The sequence below is a fragment of the Chitinophaga oryzae genome (assembly GCF_012516375.2).
GTDB classification, from domain to species: domain Bacteria; phylum Bacteroidota; class Bacteroidia; order Chitinophagales; family Chitinophagaceae; genus Chitinophaga; species Chitinophaga oryzae.
In genome coordinates this window covers 5,366,416-5,390,687 of sequence record NZ_CP051204.2, presented here as the reverse complement: position 1 = coordinate 5,390,687, position 24,272 = coordinate 5,366,416, and the positions used below count along the sequence as shown (strand labels likewise).

Here is a 24,272-nt window from a genome sequence, read left to right as displayed (position 1 = left end):
AGCAGGCACTTTCGTATAAAAGCGGGTTGGACATAGCATTAAATGTTAAATTTGTTCCATACAATTTGGTCAATGAGTGATTTTAACCGTCAGCAGCTTGCGAGTGAGAACGTGCTTTTTCGTTTCCTGATTTCTCCTGAACACAGGATATTCCGGCATCTGCTGTTCATTGTTTTTATAGGCGCCGTGCTGTACAACAGCGCTTCCGTGATTTCCGACCCGATAGCAGTATTTGTATATTTTATTATATTGTTTTATGTTAATATGTATGTGCTGGTGCCCAAACTGTTGTTCCGGAACAGGAATATAGCATACTGCCTGTCTGTTCTCGGCATCGTTGCTGTAGTGGCTGTCTGTGGGTATTTTTTCAATCCATTTAACAGGGAAAACGGGCTGAACATCCCGCTCTTTTCCTTCCTTACCGCGTTGCTGCTGGCGGCTTCCTCTTCTATAAAACTGTTCCAGAAAGGAATGATGGACAAGCAGGTGATCTATGAGCTGGAACAGTCGAAGGCTTATGCGGAGCTGGAGCAGTTAAAAAACCAGATCAATCCGCATTTTCTGTTTAACATGCTAAACAACGCCAACGTGCTGACGAAGACGGACCCGGAGAAGGCGTCGCAGGTTTTAATGAAGCTGAGCGACCTGCTTCGCTATCAGCTTTATGACAGTGCAAGAGACAAGGTGTTGCTGACTTCGGATATTCATTTCCTGGAAGATTTTTTGAATTTGGAGAAAGTAAGGCGGGATAGCTTCGACTTCCTGGTTTCAAAAGAAGGGAATCTGAGCGGCGTGCAGATTCCTCCGTTGTTGTTTATTTCGTTTGTGGAAAATGCGGTGAAGCATAACAATGATGCAACAAAAGCCTCGTATGTAAACCTCTATTTCGATGTCAGGAACGATGAGCTTTTCTTTAAGTGCATCAATTCCAAGCCTGTGCTTAAATCCGGTAGTAATACGGGCGGGCTGGGGTTGGTAAATGTCAGGCGGAGACTGGAACTTTTATTCCCGGCACAGCATACGCTGGATATCGAAGACGGCTCCGAAAGGTATTGCGTAACTTTAACCATAAAGCTATGACCCGGTACGCCGGGCCCGGAGTTATCCGTAAATCGTATATATCATGAACTGTATTATTATCGATGATGAACCATTGGCAAGGGAAGCCATCGCGATGTTGATTGACCAAACCGACGGTTTAACTTTAACCGGTTCGTTCAACAGTCCGGAAACGGCCGCCGGTTTTATAGAAAACAATGTTGTCGAATTGATTTTCCTGGACATCCAGATGCCGGGAATTAACGGAATTGAATTTGCGCGTACAATTCAGAAGGAAACCCTGGTGATTTTTACGACAGCCTATGCCGAATTTGCCACCGACAGCTATGAGGTAGATGCCATTGATTACCTGATAAAACCCGTAAAATTAGCACGGTTTCAGAAGGCCGTTGAAAAAGCGCACACCTACTCGAGGTTGCTGAAGGCGGATTACGCTAATAACAATATCGAACAGGTAGCAGACGATTACTTCTTTGTGAAAGCTGACCGGCGGATTTTTAAAATCTATTTCAACAACATACTTTTTATCCAGGGGTTAAAAGATTACGTGGTGATGCACACGGAGCATCAGAAAGTAATTACGGCGATGAACATCAAGACGATCTACGATCAGTTACCCAAAGAGATGTTCGTGAGGGTAAGCAAATCCTATGTTATCAATGTAAAGCATATCGGCTCTGTGGATAATAACACGGTGTACATCGGTACCAACGAAATCCCAATAGGTAGTATCTACAGGGAATTCTTTTTTAATAAATTTGTAATAAAGAAGATCGTACGGAGGTAATTTACCGCCGGAATCGAAACACATCCGGCAGCACCTCATTCAGAATTATCTTCTGGACCTCCGCTGCTGAGGTGTACATCAGCAGATGCCCGTCATTTTTAAACCAGTATACTTTCTTTTCAGGGGCCTTTAGTTTATTGAAGTAGGCTTTGGAGTATACGGCATTTGTCTGAAGATCTTTGCCACCGAGAAAAAAGTAAACAGGCATCTTCAGTTTTTTGACAGATTTGGACAGCGGCACTGCTGTGGCCTCATTCCAGGGCTTCATCCACGTTTTGTTCCACTCCCGGAGATATGCTTTTATTCGTATGGAATCCTTTTCAGGGAATGGCCTTCCGGATAACTGGTTCATCCACTTTCTCGCATAATACAGATCGTCCGGATGCTTAAACGGCACGGCAACACCGCTTAGTTCAGCTAATGCTGTTTGGTTGTTGTTGGCCGTTGCCCATGCTTTTATCGTATCCAGCGCATGGCGCTCGCTGCGTTGCTGGTCTACTACCGGACAGACTACCATCAGCGCGGCAATTGACTCCGGGTGGTCCGCTGCCAGTCTGAACCCAACGAGGCATCCCCAGGACTCGCCCAGCAGGTAAATCTTATTTTTATTGAACTTCTTCTTCAGTTGCTCCACAAGGCTGTAGGCGTCTTCGGCCACTACAGGAAGCGAAGGAGGGACCGGAGAAGCATTTAATTGCAATGTTAACCCTGTTTCCCGTTGGTCCCACATCACAACACAAAATTTCTCCCTCAGCAGCCCGGTAACTTTCTCCATTTCGGGGATGCGGGATTCGCCGGGGCCGCCATGGAGAAACAGCAGTACCGGTCCGTTGGGGTTGCCATTTACGGCGATGACCTGTTGTAAGCCACCCAGCGTAAGGGTATCGTAGTAACTTAGTTGCTGCGACTGCGCATATGTTGCATGGAGCGTCGCCAGGCTAAAAAGAATACAGCATAGCTTCTTCATGAGGATGATAGGTTAGCGTTGAGGAAATGCTGGTCCCCTGCAATATAACACAATCCGCTTTCATCCTGTGAGGCCCGTGAGCCGGCTCCGGTCGCTAAAACTTTTACCGGCATCTGTCTGGTTATCCAACCGGTCGGACTTTGCAAAAGACAAAACCACGGAAATGACCTGTAAAATATTATCGGCCGCGCGGTAACAGTTTGAATTCAAAATAGTCGGGTTCCGTTCTTCCAAAGTAGCTAAGGCCTCCCTCTCAGGTAAAATCTTTAAAAAAATGGCTAATTTTTGAAATTTTTGCCCTAGTTTGTGCCTCCAATTGAATAACAACGAATTGTCGACCATCGAAGCATATGGGGAAACGGAGCTGATATATTTCTTTCAGCAGGGAGAACGCAAGGCATTGCACCAGGTGTATGCGCTGTTTCAACGGCCGCTCTGTTTTTTTGCAGAGCAGCTGACCGGCGACACCCTGGCGGCGGAAGATATCGCCAGCGAATGTTTTATTCATGCTTTTCAACGGAAGGAACATTTCCCTTCGTTAGGCCAGCTGAAATCTTTTTTGTTCACCGCCGCAAAAAATGCGGCTTTAAATTACCTGAAGGCCCGGAAAAGACACGATGATGTCCATCATTCGATCGAAAGAGGGGCCGAACGGTTTTCTGTAGATGCAGAGAATGCCTATATCAAAACGGAAGTCCTGCAGTTTATCTCCGGCGAAATAGAGAAACTCCCTTTCCAATGCCGGCAGGTGGTGCGCCTGGCCATCATAGAAGGCAAAAGCGCGCCGGAAATAGCAGAAGAGCTGAATATGGCTTACCAGACGGTGCTGAACCAGAAAGCCAAAGGCGTCGCATTATTGCGGACGGCCATCCTTAAAAATAAGTTACTTTCCTTACCCATGCTCTATTTGACCCTCAAATGGCTGAATTCATAAAAAAAATTGAATTCGCACCGGTATAAAAGACCGGTTGAGTTGTTTTAGTAGTATAGCATGACTGACAAGAATCAATACATAGCGGGATTAATCGGTAAATACCTGGATGATAGCCTGGACGCCAACGAAGAAAAGGCGCTGGAAGCGTGGATCAATGCTGCCGACAGCAATCGTGCGCTCTTTACGGAGATGACCAGCCCGGAGCAGCTGACACGCCACCTGCAACAATACTATGCGTATAATTCAGCCCGGATCAGCGCCAGGATCAGCGAGCAGATACCTGCGTTCAGGGAAACAGTTACGCCTGCACGCACGCTTTCCCCGCTCCGGAAGTGGGGCTGGGCAGCAGCTGCGGCGGTATTGCTGCTGGCAGGAGGTACTTACTACCGGTATGCCTACCGTCAGCCTGCCACGTTCGTAGCGGCCGCACCGGCGATCATCGAACCCGGGAAGCAGGGCGCCATTCTCACCCTGTCGGATGGCCGCCAGGTAGTGCTCGACAGCCTGAACAACGGTGTCGTGGCCAAACAAAGCGGCGCCTCCATCGTCATGGCGGATGGGCAGCTGGTGTATGACCCGACCGTGGCCGGCACCGCAGCCATGCAGTACAATAAAATGACGACGCCCAAAGGCAGGCAGTTCCGCGTGACGCTGCCGGACGGTACCAACGTATGGCTGAACGCAGCCAGCTCCCTCAGGTATCCCACCAGTTTCACCGGCAACGAAAGAAGGGTGGAGGTGACCGGCGAAGCCTATTTCGATGTGGTGAAAAATGCCGGCAAACCATTCATCGTACAGGTAAAAGACAAAGCAGACATAGAAGTACTGGGCACTTCCTTTAATATCAACGCCTACGAAAATGAACAGGCCATCCGTACCACGCTGCTCAACGGAGGCGTAAGGGTAGGAGTGCCATCAACAGATTATAAAAAAGCCGTAGTCCTGACGCCGGGCCAACAGGCGCAGATAGCCGGCCAACAGATCACCGTCGCGGTCAACCAACCGACCGATAAAATATTAGCCTGGAAAAATGGCTTGTTCAACTTTGACGGCGCAGACCTCGAGGAGGTCATGCGACAGCTGGAACGATGGTATGATATTGAAGTTATATACGAAAACGGCATTCCTCATACCCGGTTTATCGGGGAACTGAGCAGACAAATTGCCTTGACCGACCTGCTGGATATTTTAAAACGAACAGAAGTCGACTTTAGAGTAGAAGGGCGCAAACTGATAGTGCTCAACAAATAACAACGTAAAACCGAAAGAGGATGCATTTTTTTAGCCGGATTTATCCGGCACGGGTAAATATTGTCAAAAACTAACCAATAAAAAACCGTCACGGATTGCGGCCGTGACGGTACTTATGACTTAGTTCGTTTCAAAAACGTCTGTTGCAAGACACATTTAGTAACAACCAAATCTCATGCAATTTATGCAAAAAAAACGCTATTGGCCACCCGAACACCGGGTAAAAGGAGCCGGCCCAACCAAAATCTTTCTGGCAATGAGACTGACTGCTGTACTTTTAACCACCGCCATCCTGCAGGCAAGCGCCTCAGGACACGCGCAAACTGTCACCATTTCGGGTAAAACGATACCGCTCCGGCAGGTATTTGCTGCCATCAAACAACAAACCGGTTACGTTGTCTTCAGTAACAACAACACGATCAGTGAAACCGGCACCGTATCGCTGTCTGCGAAGGATATGCCACTGACAGCCCTGCTCGATGAAATGCTGAAAGGCATGCCCGTTACCTATGTCATTAAGGACAAAACCATCGTATTATCCCGTAAAGCGATACCTGACGGCGCCGCATGGGCCCCTACTACCATTACCGGTACCATTCGCGCCACCAACGGCGAACTGCTGCCCGGCGTGTCCGTAAGAATTAAAAACACCGTCACAGGCACCATAACGTCCGGCAATGGCACCTTCTACTTCAACCATCTCCCGGAAGATGCCGTGATACAAATCTCCATGCTGGGCTTTGAATCCCTGGAAATCGGCGTGCGGAAATCCGACAAAGGGTATACCGCCTACACGGTCAATAAAGCCCAGTCAGGCTCCTTACTGGTGACAGAAGGAAATAACCTGGTGCTGAACATCACCCTCAACCGGAAAGACTATGAGATCAACAATGTGGTGATCACCGGCTATATGAACGTGAACAAAAACGTATATGCCGGTTCCGTCTTTTCCGTAAAAGCCGACGATATCAAAGTGGCCGGGGAAACCTCCATTGACCAGATGCTTCAGGGCGTTGTGCCCGGCATGTCCGTGATGACGCAGACAGGCCAGGTGGGCGGCAGCCCTAAAATCCGCATCCGCGGTACCTCCACCCTTCTCGGTAACCAGGAACCACTGTGGGTGGTAGACGGCATCATCCAGCGCGATCCCCTGCCCATCCCCGACGGAAACGGTTCCCTCGCAGGCGACATACAGGAACTCCGCCTGATAGCCTCCAACGCCATCGCATGGCTCAATCCCAATGACATCGAAACCATCACGGTGCTGAAAGATGCCTCCGCTACGGCTATCTATGGCTCACAGGCCGCCAACGGCGTGATCGTGCTCACCACCAAAAGAGCACGCCCCGGCCAGCTGGCTGTTTCCTATTCCAACAACTTTTCTATAGGCCAGCGCCCTACCTATGGCATGTACGACCTCATGAACTCGCAGGAACTGATGCAGTTCTCCAGCGAAGTATATGCAGGACGCGACAGCTATACCAACACTATCCTGCCGATCGGATTTGGTGAGCTTATCCAGCAGTTACAGAACAAAGAGATCGATTACGCTACCTACCTGGAGAAATACCGGAAGATGGAAAATCAGAACACCGACTGGTTTAAACTGCTCTTCCGCAACTCCTTCAGCCAGAACCACAGCATCAGCGTCTCCGGCGGTACTGAGAAAATCATGAACAGGACCTCAATCAATATGCAACAGCAGAAAGGAGAAGCAATAGGGAACGATCTGACTACTTTCTCCGCATCGTCCAATACCACCCTGAAATTCAACAACCGGTTATCGGTCAACTTCCTGCTGAACGGCACTGTCCGCGAAACGGACGGCTTCGCATACGGGGTAAATCCATTCGACTATGCCTATAATACCGCCAGGACCATCCCGATGTATAACGACGACGGCTCCTTCTTTTTCCACGAAAAAAGAAGTACCATCGCCAGTACCTCTATTCCCAATAAATATTCCTACCTGTACAATATTCAGAATGAGATAAATAATACCGGTAATAAAAACAGCACTACCTCCCTGGGGGCTACCGTCGACCTCCGCTATGAAGTGGCAAAAGGACTGGAATACCAGGGGCTGCTGTCCTACACTTCCGCCACTTCCAATATAAAATCGTATGCTACGGAACTCTCTTACTTCGCCACGCAGTACAGAGGCTATGAATTCGGCAGCGTATTGTCCAACAGTCCCGAAGAGCTGGCCAGCCGCCTGCCCTTTGGCGGTTTGGCGCAACTGGAAAATGCTTCCAGCAAAGGATACACTTTCAGAAACGCCCTGGTATATAACCACCTGTTTGCAGAACGTCATAGTGTGAGCTTACAGGGAGGGATAGAAGCCCGATCTTCCCTCATGGAAGGAAATACCAATACCCGTTACGGTTACATGCGTTACCGCGGGGAGACCTATGCGCCGGTGCCGCTGAATCCAACCATGATCACCAACAACAGCGCTCCGGACCTGAATAACGAAATGCGGCTGAACTCGAAGATCGTCAACCTGCAAAGCAATTACCTGAGTGAGTATTTCTCCGCGGTATATGGCTTCGATTCCCGCTACATTTTCAACTTCAACGCACGCCTTGATGCCTCTAACCGCTTCGGCCAGGACAAGAACAAGCGCTTCCAGCCCACCTGGTCTGCCGGCGCCAAGTGGCGTGTGGCCAGTGAAAAATTCCTCAGCTCCGTGCGCTGGCTGAATGCACTGGACCTCTCTGCGACCTATGGTTTCCAGGGCAATGCCGTGGAGGCTGTTTCTCCCTACCTGATCGCTACCGACGGCGGTTTGAATAATCTCTTCAAGCAGTATACGCTGAACATTAAATCGCTGCCTTATCCGGACCTGGGCTGGGAAAAAACCAAATCCTGGAACCTCGGCCTCGACCTCTCGCTGTGGAACGGCAGGGTCAATGCAACGGCCAACTACTACAGGAAAGTAAGTAACGTGCTGGCTTCCCGCGATGTGCCGCTTGAAAACGGGATGAGCTCAGCCACCGTTTTCGGGTCTGAAATGGATAACGAAGGATATGACCTGATCATTAGCCTGATCCCTGTTAAGACCGATAACTTCAGCTGGCAGCTGTCTGTCAACACCGGTAAGGTAAGAAACAGGGTGAGGGAAAACCAGCGGATCAACATGCTCGATGACTACCTGAGAGGACAGGCGATCGTTAACGGTGAAGCCTACTCTACATTTTATTCCTATGCTTACGCAGGACTGAACCACAATACCGGCGTACCGATGTTTAACTACATGGATATTAAACCTACGTCGAACAACCTCGATTTCCTGGTGAAGTCAGGAAAACTGGAGCCTGATTTCTCGGGCGGCTTTAATACGGTGTTCAGGTATAAAAATATTTCGCTCTACGCACAGTTCGCGATGGCCTTCGGCGCACATAAAAGAGTGCCGCCCTACTACAACGCCAGCGGCGCGCCCACGCCCGAACAGAACGTTCCGCGCAGCCTGCAGGACCGGTGGAGAAAGCCCGGAGATGAATTGTATACCAACATACCGGCTATTCCCCCGGGCAATCCCCGGTATTTTGAGCTGACGCTCCCGCTGCTGAATGCTTCCACAATATTGTCTCCGTATACGATGTATAATTCATCCGATTTTATGGTGGCCAATGCTGATTTTATCCGCTGCCGGCAGATCTCTCTGAATTACGAATTTCAACAGTCCCTCCTGGAACGGATCCATATTAAGCGGCTGAGTACTTCTCTCAGCTTAACCAACCCGTTCCTGCTCACGTTTGATAAAAAATGGAGAGGGTATGACCCCGAAACAGCAGGCTGGCCTGCACGTAAGACAGGGTCTATTTCATTTAACATGACACTCTAACCTTGAAGCGTATGAAACTGAAGTCATTTTTAATAGCTGGGCTGACCGGTTTGCTTACTTTAAGCAGTTGCTCCAAATTCCTCGAAGAGAAATCGCAGAGTGAAGTGATTCCGAAAACAGCGGTCGACTACCGGGAATTATTGACCGGATCAGGGTATATGACCAACGATGAACCTATGGGTTTTCTCTATTTCATGGATGACGACGTCGATTTCTTCATGGAATATGCCAATGATGAGTCTTATGTGGTAGGCTCCTACGATGCACGGTATAACTACCTCTGGTATACGTGGCAGCCCCGGCTGGCCGACAGGAACGGGGTAGGAGATCTGATTGCGGAAGATCCTTCCGCTACCGCTTATTTCAGGTACTATAAGTGGATCATGGGCTGTAACGCCGTGCTGGACAATATTGACAACGCAGTGGGCAGCCAGCAGGATAAAAACCGGGTGAAGGCCGAAGCACTGGCGGTCCGCGCGATGTACTATTTCCGGCTGGCCAATCTCTACGGTGAACCTTATAACCGCAACCCGCAGTCACTTTGTGTGCCCATGAAGCTGAACTCCGGTATCGTATCGGGACCTACGCCGCAGCATACTGTAGCGGAAGTGTATACGCAGGTAGTCAATGACCTGAAAGAAGCCTGCCGCCTGATGGACCCGCTGCCTATAGCGCGCCGGGATTACCACATCAATCAGCCCGCCATCCATATCCTGCTGTCAAGAGTGTATCTCTATATGGAAAAGTGGCAGGAGAGCGTTGCCGAGGCCGATAAGGCATTTGAGCAGGGCAGCAAACTCGCTGACATGACCACGCTGGACACTAAGTCCGGTACCTGGCTCACCTATAACAACGTGGAAGTAGAGTGGGTGTTTGGCGGTAACACCCAGCCGAACCAAACGACCTACGTACCGGCAGCCACCTTCCTGTCTACCTTCGATCAGCAGGACGCCCGTTTGAGAGTAGGTATTTCCATCAGCGAGCAGACATTTGTTCCGCTCCTGTCGAAGCTCCCTTCAGGGGCCAACCTGGCACAAACCATCCGCGCTTCGGAAGCGCTGCTGAACAGGGCGGAAGCCAATGTGCAGCTGGGGAACCTGGCGCCGGCGCTGAAAGACCTGAATGATCTCCGGCGTAAACGCATCACCGGGTATACGGATGAAGCGATCGCCGATAAAGCCACCCTGTTGCAGGCAGTGAGAGAAGAACGCCGCAAGGAATTTTGTTTCGAATGTTTCCGCTGGTTTGACCTGCGCCGTTACGGCATGCCTGCTATCAGCCACCGGTATAAACACGAGCTGGGGGGAGACCTGCTGCAATACAAACTGAAGCAGGGCGACCCGATGTACGTACTGCCGTTCCCTGCCAGCGTTATCATGAGAAACACCGCCCTTCAGCAAAACCCTTCCGGTATCATGGCGGACAGGGTCGGCGAAAAATAGATTTTTTAACAAGCAATGCATCCTATTATGAAGCATATATTGATGATACCCTGCCTCTGCTGCATGATATTGTTGTCCTGTAAGAAAGATGTGTCCATAGGCCCGCCGACAGCGGTACCGTTGGATTATGCCTTGCCGCAGGGCGATGCGCCGAAGGAGGCCAACGACAAAATCCAGGCGCTTTACGATAAATACGGGTCCTTTTTCCTTTATAAGTTCACCCAGAAGGACTTTATATGGGTACCCTCCACCGGCGGCGCTAATTCGAAGATCGATACCGCCGTACTCGGCAATCCTGTATACACCATGGATATGCTAAATTTCCTGGACGATATCTGGCTGAAGTTTTTGCCGGAAGACTTTAAAAAGAACAAGGGCATTCCCTACCGGGTGATGATGGCCGATACGATTAAACAATACCGCCCCGGATATCCTCCCGGCCGGGAATACCTGTATTTTGATTATAAGGTGGTAGATAAGTCCATCACTTTCGCGGGAATGAACGCATCGCTGCGGACCATGACGGCGGCAGAGAAGATCGCAAAGAAAAATATCCTGATCGGCGTTATCTGGAATTACTACATCCAGAACGGAATACTAAACATACCATCGGCTTTTTATGAGGTGAGCGATTATGTGACTTACCCGGTGTCGCCGATTAATGCGGCCAATCCCGCCAACGTAGAGGCGTTCCGGCAACGGGGGTTCCTGCCGGCGTCCTATAATGCGGTGACAGGTGCGCCCTCGGAATGGTACTATGGTACCTTCTCCTGGTCCGGCGCTAAACCCAGCGACATTGCTTCGTATATCCTGGCCGTTACCACCCGCACGGATGCACAGATGCAACCATTCCTTGCTTACCCGTTGATTAAGCAGAAGTTTGATCTGCTGGTAAATCATTTTAAATCCAGGTATAACATCGACGTGCGCGCTATTGCGAACGCCACTTATTAACATTTAACCTTCCCCGTCTGCCGGAGAAAGCGCCGGCAGGCGGGAAAAACAACCTTTCCCGGAATTTTAATTTATGCGCTGCGTCGTGTAAGCAATTGCTTGCGCCTGCTAATTTATTCAATAAACAATCCGTAATGAATGGAAAACACCATCGTAAAAGTTGAAAACTTGTCTCACCGCTACGCCTCCCAATGGGCCGTCAGAGATATAAATTTTGAGATCGACAGCCAGGGCGTTGTAGGGCTGCTGGGTTCCAACGGCGCCGGCAAGTCTACCACCATGAATATCATCTGCGGCGTGTTGAAACAATCAAAAGGAGAGGTATTCATCAATGGGATCAATCTGAAAGACAACCCTGTCGAAGCCAAACGTAATATCGGGTTTATGCCGCAGAAACTGCCTTTGTATCCCGACTTTACCGTAGAGGAATATCTTACCTATTGTGCCGAATTGAGGATGGTCGAAAAAACGCAGATAAAAAAGGCGGTCGGTACCGCGCTGGAAAGATGCGGCGTCGCCCATTTCAGGGAGCGCCTGTTGCGTAACCTCTCCGGTGGGTACCAGCAGCGGGTAGGCATTGCACAGGCCATCGTGCACGACCCGAAGTTCGTGGTGCTGGATGAGCCAACGAACGGGCTGGACCCCAACCAGATCCTGGAAGTGCGTAACCTGATCAAACAGATAGCGCTGGACAGGGCGGTATTGCTTTCAACCCATATCCTGAGCGAAGTACAGGCCACCTGCCGGGAGATCAAAATGATTGAAGAAGGACAGATGGTGTTTTCCGGCTCACTGGAGATGTTCGATAACTACATAGAACCCGATACGCTCATCATCACCCTGGATACTCCTCCTGTAACGGAAGCGCTGCTAACGGTTGAAGGGATCCGGTCTGTAGAGCAGCTGTCTCCCTATCGCTTCCGCCTGGGCTATGACGGGGAGAAAAGGACAGCGCAGAAAGTGGCTGCCGCCGCTGTCAGCCAGGACTGGGGCCTGATGGAACTGATCGTGGAAAAGAGCTCGCTGGAAGCTGTGTTCGCCAGACTGTCGAAGAAAAATAATAAGTAAACCTGATAATAAAATATTCAATGAGACGAATTTTTAAGATCGCCAAGGCAGAGTTATTTACCTTGTTCTATTCGCCGATCGCCTGGATGATATTGATTGTTTTCGCCTTCCAGACGGGGATGAACTTTATCGGGCACCTGCAGGAAATTGTACGTTCAGAGAACATCGGCTTCGGCAATTCTTTTATCACGGCCGGCATCTTTTCAGGTAATCTGGGCGTGTTCACTGCCGTGCAGGGCTATCTCTACCTGTATATACCGCTGATGACCATGGGGCTGATGAGCCGTGAATTCAGCAGCGGCTCCATCAAACTGTTGTACTCTTCACCGGTCACTTCTGCGCAAATCATCTACGGTAAGTTCCTGGCGATGATGCTTTACAGCCTTATGCTGATCGGCATACTGCTGGTATATGTCGTGATAGGGATGTGCGCCGTGAAGAATTTCGACCTGCCTTCCGTGCTGTCGGGATTGCTGGCGCTGTACCTGCTGATGTGCGCCTATGCCGCCATCGGCCTGTTTATGTCCTGCCTTACCGCTTACCAGGTGGTGGCCGCATTGGGGACCCTGGTATTGCTGGCGGCCCTCAGCTACATGGACAAAATATGGCAGGACATCGACTTCGTCAGGGATATTACCTACTGGGCTTCTATTTCCGGCCGTTGCAACGCCATGATAGGCGGATTGATCTGCAGTGAAGACGTACTGTATTTTGTCATCGTTATCGCCATGTTTATCACCCTGAGCATTCAAAAGCTGCAGGCCAACCGTACGCATGCCGCTTTTACGGTGGTATGGGGTAAGTATGCTGTGGTGGTGCTGGCGGCCATGATGCTGGGATACGCCACTTCCCGCCCTGTACTGATGGCCTATTACGATGCCACCGCCACCAAACGGAACACGCTGACGCCCAACAGTCAGGCGATCATGGCCAAACTGGAAGGCGGTTTGACCATCACTACCTATGTGAACCTGCTGGACCGGGAATATTACCACGGCATCCCCACGCAGGTGAATGAAGATAAAGAGCGCCTGAGACAGTATATCCGCTTTAAACCGGAAACCAAACTGAAATACGTTTATTACTACGATAAACCCAGTAATAACCCCCGCCTCGATTTTGTCTACAAAAACAAGTCCCTCGCGGAAATGGCCAAAAAAGAAGCGGAAATACGGGAACTCGATATCAATATGTTCCTGACCCCGGAGCAGATCAAAAAACAAATCAACCTGACGGATGAGGGCAACACCTTCGTGCGTTTGGTGGAAAGAGAGAACGGGCAGAAAGCCTGGCTGCGGATCTACGACGATATGGAAAAGTTCCCCAGCGAAGCGGAAGTGTCGGCCGTCTTCAAAAGAATGGTGATGAAACTCCCTAAGATCGGCTTTCTGCAAAAACACGGAGAAAGGGATATAGAGGGCGACCGGATCAAAGACTATACGCTGTTCTCTTCGGTAAAAACATTCCGTTATGCTTTGACCAACCAGGGCTGCGATGTAGAGCCGCTGGACCTGACAGGCGATAAGGAAATTCCCGGGGGAATCGATATTATCGTGGTGGCGGATATGAAGGAAGCGCTGGACTCCGCTACCAAAAGGAAACTGGACGCTTACATCGCCAACGGGGGGAACCTGGCCGTTACCCTGAAACCCGGTTCTGCTGTGATGGAATCGTTCATTGAACAGTTTGGCCTTAAAACAGTGCCCGGGCAGCTGGTGCAGCCCAAGGTCGACGTGGCGGCCAACGCGGTGATGGCGGTGCCAACGCCTGCCGCAGAAGGGCTGGCAGACGTATTCCGGCTCATGCGCGAGCAACATAAATATGTAGGCATGGTGAAAAGCGCAGGCCTGGTCTTCTCCCCGGAGAAAGGATTCAGCGCCATTCCGGTGCTGCGCACCATCGATTCCATGAAGACATGGAATGAACTGCAGACCATCGACTTTGTGAACGATTCTGCAACGCTGGACGTGGCTACCGGTGAGAGAGCGGACAGTTTTGTTACCGCCTATGCGTTGACAAGGAAAGTAGGCAGCAAAGAACAGCGTATCATGGTGCTGGGAGATGCGGACTGTATCAGCAACGGGGGAATGACGCCGCCCATCAGGCGTTATGGCGCGTCCAACTTCAATATTATCCCCGGTATGTTCCATTGGTTGTCTTACGGCACGGTGCCCGTGGATGTGACCCGCCCGCGCTCCAAAGACAACGAATCATCTTTTACCAAAGGGAATGTAAACGTGCTGAAGTATGCGCTGACGTGGATGATACCCGGAATATTGCTGATAGGCAGCACCATCTTACTGATCAGGAGAAAAAGAAAATAAAAAACTATGGTGTATGAGCTTAATGACAGACAAACAAACCCTGAATGACCTGAACATCTTCGGTAAGAGCGGCACCAACAGCGGCATCTACGCTATTTTCAACAATACCTTTACCCGCGGGGGGCCGAATTGCTGGAAGAGATGTTTCGTTACCCGCTGGCGGATGTGGATACGATCAATGCACGGAGTACGACTATCCGCGCTTTTGCCGAACGGGGCGTGGTATTTCCTTACGAGGCGGCATGGTTTGACGCGGCGGAGCAGTATCTGCAAAACACCGATGAGCGCAGCCGCCTGTCTGATCAGCAGGACACCCTGGGCCGGAAGCTGCAGCAGCTGATTGCGGGCGACAATGCGTATAAAGCGATAGAGAAAGGGGTAGAAGCCCTTATCCGGATATTACAGGCCACCCGTCAGTTTGCCGAAGACATGCGCCGGCAGGTGGCCGATCTGCCCTATAGTAAAGCGTTGGCCGTCATGGAGCTGCTGTTGCGGTCAGAAGAGCTGCAGCCGCTGCTGCAGGAGCCGGCGGGGCAGAAGTTGCCGTTTGCCAGGGTGGCGGAGTATGACAAGATACTCCGCTTCCGGCAACGCGACGAAATGAGGAAGCTGCTGTTACAGATCTACCAGGCAGATGTATACATTTCCGTTGCCGGCATCGCCCAAAAAAGAAAGTTCGCTTTCCCGCTGGCGGTACCGAAAGAAAAGCAAATAGTGGTACTGGAGGATTTTTATCATCCTGCCCTGTCCAACCCCGTGGTGAACACCCTTACCATTACGCCTTCAGGAAATGTCATCTTCCTCACCGGCGCCAACATGGCCGGCAAGTCTACTTTCATGAAGGCGCTGGGCGTAGCGATGTACCTCGGCCAGATGGGGTTTCCGGTGCCTGCCTCAAAGATGGAGTTTGCCGTAAGGGATGGTATTTATACCACCATCAACCTGCCGGATAACCTGAGCATGGGGGCCAGCCATTTCTATGCAGAAGTGTTGCGCATCAAAAATATCGCCCGTGAGCTGAGCAGGGATAAATACCTGTTTGTCATTTTCGATGAGCTGTTCCGCGGTACCAATGTAAAAGACGCACATGAAGCCACGGTTGCCGTTACCAGCGCAATAGCCCGCAGGAAAAACTGCATGTTCATCGTGTCTACCCATATTATAGAAGCAGGAGAGGTACTGAAAACGCAATGTGAGAACATCCGTTTCGTATACCTGCCCACGTTAATGGACAGGTATCGGCCGGTATATACACATAAGTTGCAGGAGGGCATTACGGCCGACAGGCATGGCATGGTGATCATCAACAATGAAGGTATCCTGGATATTTTGGCACGAAAAAAATCAATAAAGAAGAACACATGAGCTTTATTGCAGATAAACAAACGTTAGACGATCTGTCTTTATTAGGGCAATTTAACCCTGCGTCTGTTTTCAGCCTGTTCAACCAGGTGAAAACAAGAGGAGCGGAGAAACTGCTGGATGAAATGTTTTTGCATCCATTGAGCGATGCAGACAGCATCAATAACAGGAGTGCGATGTTTCGCTATTTCGGTGACCACCCGGTTGATTTTCCTTTCAACGGCAGACAGCTGGAGCGCATGGAAGCCTACCTGGATGAAGGGAACGAAGGCAGCTATCTGCTGGCGCTGTGGAAGATCGGTAAAAAGAAAATAGCAGAGGTGCTGGTGAAAGATGAGGCTTACCAGTTGGAAGTCTCCGGCATTCAGAGCAGTCTCCGGGTAGTGAGTGGCTGCATCGCGCTGCTGCGGCAGCTGGAGAAAGAGGGCCGTGACCAGGATGAGCCATGGCGGGAATGGGGGGCGCTGGTCAGCGAGGTGGCAAGAGATCCCCGCCTGAAGGGATCACCGGATGATCAGCATTCGATGATGGAACATGTTCGGTTTCATCATCTGCTGACGGGGGTATATCGCCGGCAGCTGAAAGCGTTGCTGACGCTTATCTACCAGCTGGACGTGTATATCGCCGTAGCAACGGTAGCGAAATCCAGGCGCTTCTCTTATGCTACAGCCCTTCCGAAAGAAAAAAATATCATGGAGGCGTGGGGAGTAAGGCACCCATGGTTGGAAAAAGCGGTGACCAATACCTTGTCCTTCCGGGGCGACAATAATGTGTTGTTTCTCACAGGGGCCAATATGGCCGGGAAATCTACCCTGATGAAATCGGCGGGCATCCTTTTATACCTGGCGCATATGGGGTTTCCTGTGGCGGCCACGGAGATGCGGTTTTCCGTACTGGATGGTATTTATTCTTCCGTCAACGTGCCGGACGATCTGAATAAAGGCTACAGCCATTTCTATGCAGAAGTGCTCAGGGTAAAGAAAGTAGCGGAAGCCGTAGCCGGGGGCCAATCGTTGTTCATCATCTTCGACGAGCTGTTTAAAGGCACCAATGTAAAAGATGCCTATGATGCCACGTTAGCGGTAACAACGGCGTTTGCCGGCTTCAGCAATTGTTTCTTTATTATCTCCACACATATTTTCGAGGCAGGCCACGCCCTCATGGAAAAAGAAAGTTCCATCCGGTTTGAATTTCTGCCAACTGTAATGAAGAACCATGTACCGCAGTATACCTACCGGTTGCAGCGCGGCATCACGGAAGACCGGCAGGGAATGATCATTATTGAAAATGAAGGGATACTTGACATGCTTTAGCATGTAATTATTTAAATTACGCTCTTTTGTCAGGAGCTTGTTACAACAAAAGCATCAAACACTATGCATTATAAACATTGGGCTGCAGCCGGCCTCAGCTTCCTGCTGCTGAGCGGAAACGTTGCCATGGCCCAGCAAGAGGACCAGCCCATGCCGCTGGACACAGCGGTACGCACGGGTAAACTGGCCAACGGGTTTACTTACTATATCAGGAGAAATGAAGAACCGTCGAAGCGGGTGTTGTTTTACCTGGTCAACAAGGTCGGGTCTGTCCTCGAAGATGAAGACCAGCTGGGGTTGGCCCACTTCATGGAACATATGAATTTCAACGGTACCCGGCATTTTAAGAAGAACGAGCTGATAGATTATCTGCAGAAAGCAGGAGTGAGGTTCGGGGCTGACCTGAACGCTTATACCGGGTTCGATGAAACCGTATACCAGCTGCCGATTCCGACAGACAATCCTGCGATGGTCAGCAAGGGATTGGAAATCATGCGTGACTGGGCGCAGGAAGCGTTGCTGGAAACAGATGATATCAACAAGGAACGCGGCGTGATACTGGAAGAAAAACGTTTACGCGAAGGCGTGAGTGCCCGTGTCCAGGAGAAAACGATGCCGTTGATGTTCAATCATTCCCGCTATGCGGCGAGGTTGCCCATCGGCACAGACAGTATTTTGAAGAATTTCCCGGTAGACGCGCTCCGCAGGTTTTACAGAGATTGGTACCGCCCCGACCTGCAGGCGCTGATAGTGGTGGGAGATGTGAACGTGGATAAGGTAGAGCAGCAGCTCAAAAAGCAGTTTGCCGATCTGAAGAATCCTGCTAATGCGCGGCCAAGGCCGGCCTATACCATCGGGCTTACAGGGAAAAACCAGTTTATGGCGGTCACCGATCCTGAAATCACCACGACCACGCTGGAGCTGGTGATAAAGTATCCGGAGACGAAAATGATCACTACGGCGGACTATAAGGTGGCTGTGAGAAAAGCGCTGTTCAACCAGCTGTTGAGCCGCAGGGTAGGGGAATTAAGCCAGCAGCCGAACCCTCCTTTCCTGGGTGTAAAAGCCGGTATCGGCAACATGACCGGCGGGCTGGAGCAGTTTGCCTATTCGGTAGCTGCCAAACCCGGCCGGTTACAGGAAGCCTTCGCCGGCACCTGGCTGCTGCTGGAACAAATAAAACGGTTTGGTTTTACGCAGGCCGAACTGGACCAGGCGAAACAAAGCTATACTACCGGAATGGAATCAGCCCGGAGGGAAATCAGCAAAACGCCTTCCCAAAGTTATGTGGCCGAATACCAGCAGCACTTTTTACAGGGCGCGGCCTCGCCGGGCTTCGAATGGGAATACCGGTTTGTTAAGCAGTACCTGCCGACCATTACTTTGGCCGATATCAAAGCGGTGGCCGATAAATATATCCGGCCGGAGGCCAACAGGGATATCTTCCTGACAGCACCGGAAAAAGCGCCATCGGCATTGCCGGACTCCGCTACAGTGGACGGGTGGATAAAACAGCTGGCTTCAGCTTCCATACAGCCGTACCAGGAAAATACGGCCGACAGCGTGTTGTTGAAAGAAATTCCTGCCGGCGGTAAAGTGGTTTCACGCACGGAGCTGAAAGCGCTGAAGATGGAGCAGGTAACGCTGAGCAACGGGGTAAAGGTGTGGTTTAAGCCCACCACCTATAGTAATGACCAGGTCCGGTTTTCCTCTTTTGCGCCGGGAGGCATTAATAAATACTCCAATGAAGACTTTCCCACCGCTTCCAATACCATCGGGATTATCGGCGGCAGCGGGCTGGCTACTTTTTCGCCGGTGCAGCTGTCGAAGATGCTCAACGGAAAGTCGGTGTCCGTAGGTGCGTATATCGGTGGACGTAGTCAGGGCATCAATGGCGCCTGCAACAGGGAGGACCTTGAAACGGCCCTGCAGCTGATCTACCTTCGTTATACCGCGCCAAGGAAAGACACGGTCTTGTTTGATAATGCGCTGGAAAGGTCTGCAGAGGCTATCAGAAACAAATACGATGATCCTGATAATGTATTCCGGGACACCGTCAGCAATGTTTTAAGCGGATATCATTACCGTGCAACGCCCGTTACCCTGCGGCGGCTGGACAGTATTCACCTGGACAAGGCCTATGATATCTATAAAGACAGGTTCGCGGACGCTTCGCAGGCCAACTTCATCTTTGTGGGTAATTTCCGGACAGACAGCATACTGCCGTTGCTGGAACGTTACCTGGGCGCGTTGCCGGCACTGAACAGGAAAGAGGAGGCCGTTATCCTGCATACTGAAGTCCCTAAAGGCCGGCTGATCAAAAAAGTGGAAAAAGGGAAGGGGAATAAGGCAACGGTGTTGCTGGTGTATCATGGCGATTGTGCTTACAGCACGGAAGAGAACCTGCAGTTACAGGCGTTGACAGAGATTCTGGAATACCGGCTGCTGGCAAGCCTGCGGGAAAAAGCAGGGGAGGTGTATACGCCGTCTGCGCAGGGAAGCATGACCAGAGAGCCTGATCAGCGTTTTGCCATTAACGTGTCTTTTGGTTGTGCACCGGACCATGTGGAGCATTTGGTGGGCCTCGTGGAACAGGACATCGCCGCTCTTCAGCAAAAAGGCGCCAGCAATGACGAGCTGACGAAGTTCAAAGCCGGCTACAGGAAACAGGTGGAATTGCAGGTCCGTAACAATGAGTTCTGGCTGCAGTATATTGCCGGGAAGCTGGAAAACAAAGAGACGTTAAAGCCTTTGCCGGATGTGGAAAAGCTTCTGAGCAAAGTGACGGGTAAGTCTTTGAAAGATGCGGCCAAAAAGTACCTGAGTGGTACAAACTGTATCCGGTTTGTGGCATTGCCTGACAAGTCCGTTACCATGTCAGGGAAATAATAAAGGTTGTTGTCTTCATAGAGGTGCCGGCCTGGTACCTTGCCAGGGGTGTTGTTTCAAATGCAGAAACAACACCTTTGTTGTTTATAGCTGACGGAATGTACAATAACGGCCCCGCTGGTGGACACCAGTAGGCGTTTTAAATGTGTTTTTTCGAACTGTCTGTCACACCATAGTCTGATAGGGAGGATGGATATGGTGATACATTAACCCGTTTATTGCAAACATTTTCTGTACGTAACAATAACATGGTCAGTTTTTCCGGATAATTGCATACAGGTCCAGGCAATTGTTGCCGGGCGGGGCAACGAAAAAGTCGGCATCTGTTATATTGTTGGTTTCCTCCGGAACGGAAAGAAAGAGCATGATACGATTAATATTGTTCATGACCGAGTAAGGTACTCTCAGCAGCCATGCCGGCATCCGGTTAATCAGGTCCCACCGGTCAAAGCTTACTATTTTTGCTACAGCATTTTTGTTGGCTTCATAGTATGCCATTACCTTTTCATTGCCATATACTCCTGTTACATCAAATTGCGTAAAATGCCCTGATATTTTTTGGGAAAATTCGCCGGGCGTATATTCCCGGATATGAAAAGGGTTTCTGACTAACGTAGCAAACCGGTTGGGAGTAGTGATAAAAGCCACTCCTCTGGGCCTTAGTATTCTTTTTATTGCCGCCAGCAGCAAATCATCCTCTTTAATATGCTCTATTACCTGGAAGCATATAATAGTATCAAAGCTTTCGTCGGGGATGGTCTGAAGATCCGGCAGATGGCACTGGTGGTAATATGTATTTGATGCTTTGACTTCTACTGCTGGCTTTTTTTTATCCACTGCTACGTAGGTGTTCGTTCTTTCCGAAAGTACTTTCATGCCGTAGCCTGTTCCGCAGCCCAGTTCCAGCACGTCTTTTCCTGTCAGGTAGCAGGAGGGCACGCTGTTATAGGCAAACAGGTGACGGTAAAAAATGTAGTTGTTTATAGATGTGGCATCATTTGTTCTTTCCGCCGTACGAATAAGATTTATCATGTGTTCAGGTTTCGATGAGGAATGCTCTTTTAGTTTTATACACACTGATAAATCAAAACCCTTATCTGATAATTACAAATTATGCGCTGTGTTGGCAGGACAACTGAGCAACGTTTTTTTTCGTTTGATACGGATGTGGTAGATAACTCCTGCCTGGAAGCCTATCCATATACCGGTGCTTGTAGCTTGCTGCTTATGATAGCTGTCATGCAGGTTTAAGAGGGGAGACACCAGGCCGTAGGTATGGAGGAAGGTCTCTTTTTCCAGCATGGGCGCTACCATTTCACCGTCTTCATAATACCGCCGGAACAACATATTAAAGGTGATACCGGCCTGTATGCTGAAATGATTGTTCAGATGCCTGACGATACCGGCGTTTGCCTGTACCCAGTTCCCGGTGACCTCAATTTTTGTTTTTTTGATCGTGTCCGGCGTAGTAAAGCTTCCTGACAGCCGTGATAGAAGGATGACGGCGGAGAGGTCTGTATGGCTGCTTAACGGTATTTGTGTGCCTGCCCCGAGGCGCACCATCCGGGACTGCTCTTTAAGGGTGATAGCGGCAGCCAGGTGTAGCCGTTTATATCCGGCAGCGGCAAAAAGATTGACGAAAGAATAGTCATCGATATTCCATCCGGCGCAGAAGTACAAACCTCCCATCGGTGGCAATTGGAGGCTGCTTTTATATGTTGTGGCAGGACCATGCCGGAGGCTATGACTGTTGCGGCCGGTGATGGCGGTATCTGCCCGGACGAGGATAGTGTCCGCACTGTCCCTTTTTTGCAGTACCGCATAATGGGCCGGGATACAATAAATAGGTGTGTCGGGAAATGAGAGCTTTGGAGGAAAGGAAGTATGTATTTGTTCCAGCGGACTGATGACCGGCGACTGCTGTTTGGTGCAGCCGGCTGCCTGCCGGCTGATGGTCTTTGGCTTGTCGGTGACTACAATATGGTTTCCTACGGTCCTAAAGTCCATCCCGGCTCTATGGTGTAGTAACTGCAGCAGTTGCTGCACCTTGTAACGTCCCGGCTGAAGCCGGATGGTTGCCCCCGGGGGAAAGCGCCTGGTATCTATAGAAAACAAAAAGCCGGTTTGTTCCTGTATGTCTTCCAGCAGGTTGTCGAACCTGACGAGGGGATTATCTATTGTTATGTTTTTCTGCGCATCGGGAACAGCCTGGGCAATCGCCTGCAGGGGCACCCAGCAGCATAACAGAGGCCACAGTATCCATTGCTTTCTATTAGTTAGTACGCTTCGCATTTAGTATGATGGAATCATTTGAATGATGATATTGAATAGAGAGAGTTGCGGCAATTACGTTCATGATATTATCGAGGGACTCATTACGGAAGTCGGCGCTCATGGTTAGTGGCTGCAGTGAGCTGTCCGCCAGGATAATGCTTGCGTCGTAAGCGTCGGCGAGTTGCCGGCAAATAACGGTTAGTGAACTGTTGACGAAATGGAAGTGTCGTGGACTTACCGTGTAGTTGGGCTGTTTTATGTTTTCATGCAACTGGAGTTTTTCTGTTGCCGGCGAATAGGTGGCCGACTGGCCGGCTTTGAGAACTAAGCTATCATGCGGGGAGATGACCAGCACACGACCGCAGCTTACGGATACACGCTGGTCATTCTTTTCATTGACCACTTGAAATACGGTTCCCAGCACTTTAATTTTAAGTGCCCCGGCATCCACTTCAAAGGGTAGTTTGCTGGCGCCGGTCACATGGAACATGGACCGGCCTTTCATCACCACCCGGCGGCGGTTTTGCGTCGCATAATACTGTAATGAGGAGCCTGTTTCCATTTCGACAACCGATTGGTCCGGTAGGGTATCCCTGAGAGGATTGCTGATACTATACAGGTTGAGCTGTGGCTGCTCTTCCGGCGGCCGTAAGGAATAACGCATAACAAAGTAACCGCATGTAATAACCATTGTTATCGCTGCAACGCTGCGCACAAGCAGGTGCCGCCGGAATTTTTGCTGTTTGCGTACCGTTGTTATTTTCTCCCAGGCTGCCGGTTCAGGGAGCGGGTCATAAACCCTGCCATCTATCTCATGCCAGACCAGGCTGATTTTGTCAAACAGTTCCTGGTTTTCACGCCGCGCCCGTTTCCAGTCTTCCAGTATCATCGCTTCACCGGGTGAGGCTTCGCCGGATAAAAAGCTTGTAATGAGTTGATTTATCTCTTCGTCTGCCAGTTCCATGACTATTGATATTAATTGCTGTTGAGGGTAAAATTGATGATAAGCATATACAGAAAGAGAATGCCGGACAGCTTACCCCGGAGGATGCGTAGTGCCTTGCCCATGTGTACTTCCACTGTTTTTACCGAGATGTTGAGCTCCCTCGAAATTTCCTGGTAGGACTTTTTTTCAAACCTGCTTTTAAGGAATACGATCTTGCATTGTTCCGGGAGCTGATCTATGGCATGCAGTATCCGGTCATAGTTTTCTTTTGATATCAGCTTATTCCCGGATTCACTTGGATGCTGGAGCTGTGACTGGTATTTTTCCATTATTTTCTGCCGGCGCATAATATTGAGGCAATGGTGCTGTATGGCTGTATACAGGTATGCCCTCACCCCTTGTTCTTCAACAAGCAGGGCCCTTTTCTCCCAGATTTTCAGAAAAACGGATTGTACTGCATCGCCGGCGGCTTCATTGCTCTTGAGAAATGTATAAGCATACCTATGCAAATCCTTATAGTAATTCTTAAAGCATAGCTCAACTAAACGATCGACAGAATGATCGTGCGTCATAAATTTGTTTACAATGTTTGGTGATGGCTTCTTCTATTACTACACACTGGTTGGCGAAAACCCTTACTCCGGGGTTATTTATTTGGCAGCTTATCGGTTTCCGCGGATTTTCCGGAAAATGACGCGAATATTGACCCGGGGGCCGTAGATATACATTGTATGAAAAATCAATCCCTGTTTGTCCCAAATTTACATTCGAAATGCGATGCCGGCTTATCTGCATGAAGATGTACATCGCTTAAGCCGCCGGCGCCAAAACCACGAAACCCACTGAGAAAAGGTA

General features: G+C 50.1%; 17 protein-coding genes. 12 read left to right on the top strand and 5 right to left on the bottom strand.

Going from position 1 to position 24,272, the window contains the following annotated elements; genetic code table 11:
• Nucleotides 1-72: 72 nt before the first annotated feature.
• Both HF324_RS21420 and HF324_RS21415 read left to right on the top strand, forming a co-directional pair.
• On the top strand, nt 73-1,080 hold the full coding sequence (locus tag HF324_RS21420; protein ID WP_258539172.1) for a sensor histidine kinase: 1,008 nt from the start codon (nt 73-75) through the stop codon (nt 1,078-1,080).
• Nucleotides 1,081-1,123: 43 nt separating this feature from the next.
• Nucleotides 1,124-1,846, top strand: a complete 723-nt coding sequence (locus HF324_RS21415; protein ID WP_168860776.1) for a LytR/AlgR family response regulator transcription factor — start codon at nt 1,124-1,126, stop codon at nt 1,844-1,846.
• Between the two features lies 1 nt (nt 1,847).
• On the opposite strand, the gene HF324_RS21410 is transcribed toward HF324_RS21415, so the two are convergent.
• Entirely contained in the window at nt 1,848-2,813 is a 966-nt protein-coding gene (locus HF324_RS21410) for an alpha/beta fold hydrolase (protein WP_168860775.1), read from the bottom strand.
• Between the two features lie 304 nt (nt 2,814-3,117).
• Here HF324_RS21410 and HF324_RS21405 point away from each other — a divergent pair, with 304 nt between their 5' ends.
• The 10 genes from HF324_RS21405 to HF324_RS21360 all read left to right on the top strand — a co-directional run bounded on the left by HF324_RS21405 (nt 3,118) and on the right by HF324_RS21360 (nt 20,197).
• Nucleotides 3,118-3,747 carry an RNA polymerase sigma factor gene (locus HF324_RS21405; RefSeq protein WP_168804436.1) on the top strand — a complete coding sequence of 210 codons (630 nt, stop codon included), beginning with the start codon at nt 3,118-3,120 and terminating at the stop codon, nt 3,745-3,747.
• A 57-nt stretch (nt 3,748-3,804) separates the two neighbouring features.
• On the top strand, nt 3,805-4,998 hold the full coding sequence (locus HF324_RS21400; protein ID WP_168860774.1) for a FecR family protein: 1,194 nt from the start codon (nt 3,805-3,807) through the stop codon (nt 4,996-4,998).
• A gap of 256 nt (nt 4,999-5,254) precedes the next feature.
• Nucleotides 5,255-8,845, top strand: coding sequence for a SusC/RagA family TonB-linked outer membrane protein (locus tag HF324_RS21395; RefSeq protein WP_168860773.1), 3,591 nt, complete (start codon nt 5,255-5,257; stop codon nt 8,843-8,845).
• 11 nt (nt 8,846-8,856) lie between these two features.
• Nucleotides 8,857-10,287, top strand: a complete 1,431-nt coding sequence (locus HF324_RS21390; RefSeq protein WP_168860772.1) for a RagB/SusD family nutrient uptake outer membrane protein — start codon at nt 8,857-8,859, stop codon at nt 10,285-10,287.
• Between the two features lie 27 nt (nt 10,288-10,314).
• A complete protein-coding gene (locus tag HF324_RS21385) occupies nt 10,315-11,241 on the top strand; it encodes a hypothetical protein (protein WP_168804432.1) in 927 nt (308 codons plus the stop codon).
• A gap of 138 nt (nt 11,242-11,379) precedes the next feature.
• Nucleotides 11,380-12,309 (top strand): ABC transporter ATP-binding protein, encoded by a 930-nt coding sequence (locus tag HF324_RS21380; protein WP_168804431.1) that lies wholly within the window; start codon nt 11,380-11,382, stop codon nt 12,307-12,309.
• Nucleotides 12,310-12,329: 20 nt separating this feature from the next.
• On the top strand, nt 12,330-14,633 hold the full coding sequence (locus HF324_RS21375; RefSeq protein WP_168804430.1) for a Gldg family protein: 2,304 nt from the start codon (nt 12,330-12,332) through the stop codon (nt 14,631-14,633).
• 141 nt (nt 14,634-14,774) lie between these two features.
• Nucleotides 14,775-15,998, top strand: coding sequence for a MutS-related protein (locus HF324_RS21370; RefSeq protein ID WP_258539171.1), 1,224 nt, complete (start codon nt 14,775-14,777; stop codon nt 15,996-15,998).
• The gene (locus HF324_RS21365) at nt 15,995-17,308 is read left to right on the top strand and encodes a MutS-related protein (RefSeq protein ID WP_168804428.1); all 1,314 of its coding nucleotides are present in this window, start codon (nt 15,995-15,997) and stop codon (nt 17,306-17,308) included. The genes HF324_RS21370 and HF324_RS21365 overlap by 4 nt, the downstream gene beginning before the upstream one ends.
• 63 nt (nt 17,309-17,371) lie before the next feature.
• Nucleotides 17,372-20,197: a M16 family metallopeptidase gene (locus tag HF324_RS21360; RefSeq protein ID WP_168860771.1), complete on the top strand. Its 2,826-nt coding sequence runs from the start codon at nt 17,372-17,374 to the stop codon at nt 20,195-20,197.
• Nucleotides 20,198-20,449: 252 nt separating this feature from the next.
• On the opposite strand, the gene HF324_RS21355 is transcribed toward HF324_RS21360, so the two are convergent.
• The 4 genes from HF324_RS21355 to HF324_RS21340 form a co-directional block, all read right to left on the bottom strand.
• Complete coding sequence (locus HF324_RS21355; protein WP_168804426.1) at nt 20,450-21,229, bottom strand: class I SAM-dependent methyltransferase; 780 nt, start codon at nt 21,227-21,229, stop codon at nt 20,450-20,452.
• Nucleotides 21,230-21,301: 72 nt separating this feature from the next.
• The gene (locus HF324_RS21350; RefSeq protein ID WP_168860770.1) at nt 21,302-22,489 is read right to left on the bottom strand and encodes a hypothetical protein; all 1,188 of its coding nucleotides are present in this window, start codon (nt 22,487-22,489) and stop codon (nt 21,302-21,304) included.
• Nucleotides 22,470-23,435 carry a FecR family protein gene (locus HF324_RS21345; RefSeq protein WP_168860769.1) on the bottom strand — a complete coding sequence of 322 codons (966 nt, stop codon included), beginning with the start codon at nt 23,433-23,435 and terminating at the stop codon, nt 22,470-22,472. Before HF324_RS21345 ends, HF324_RS21350 begins: the two co-directional genes overlap by 20 nt.
• An 11-nt stretch (nt 23,436-23,446) precedes the next feature.
• On the bottom strand, nt 23,447-23,926 hold the full coding sequence (locus HF324_RS21340; RefSeq protein ID WP_168804424.1) for an RNA polymerase sigma-70 factor: 480 nt from the start codon (nt 23,924-23,926) through the stop codon (nt 23,447-23,449).
• Nucleotides 23,927-24,272 lie beyond the last annotated feature (346 nt).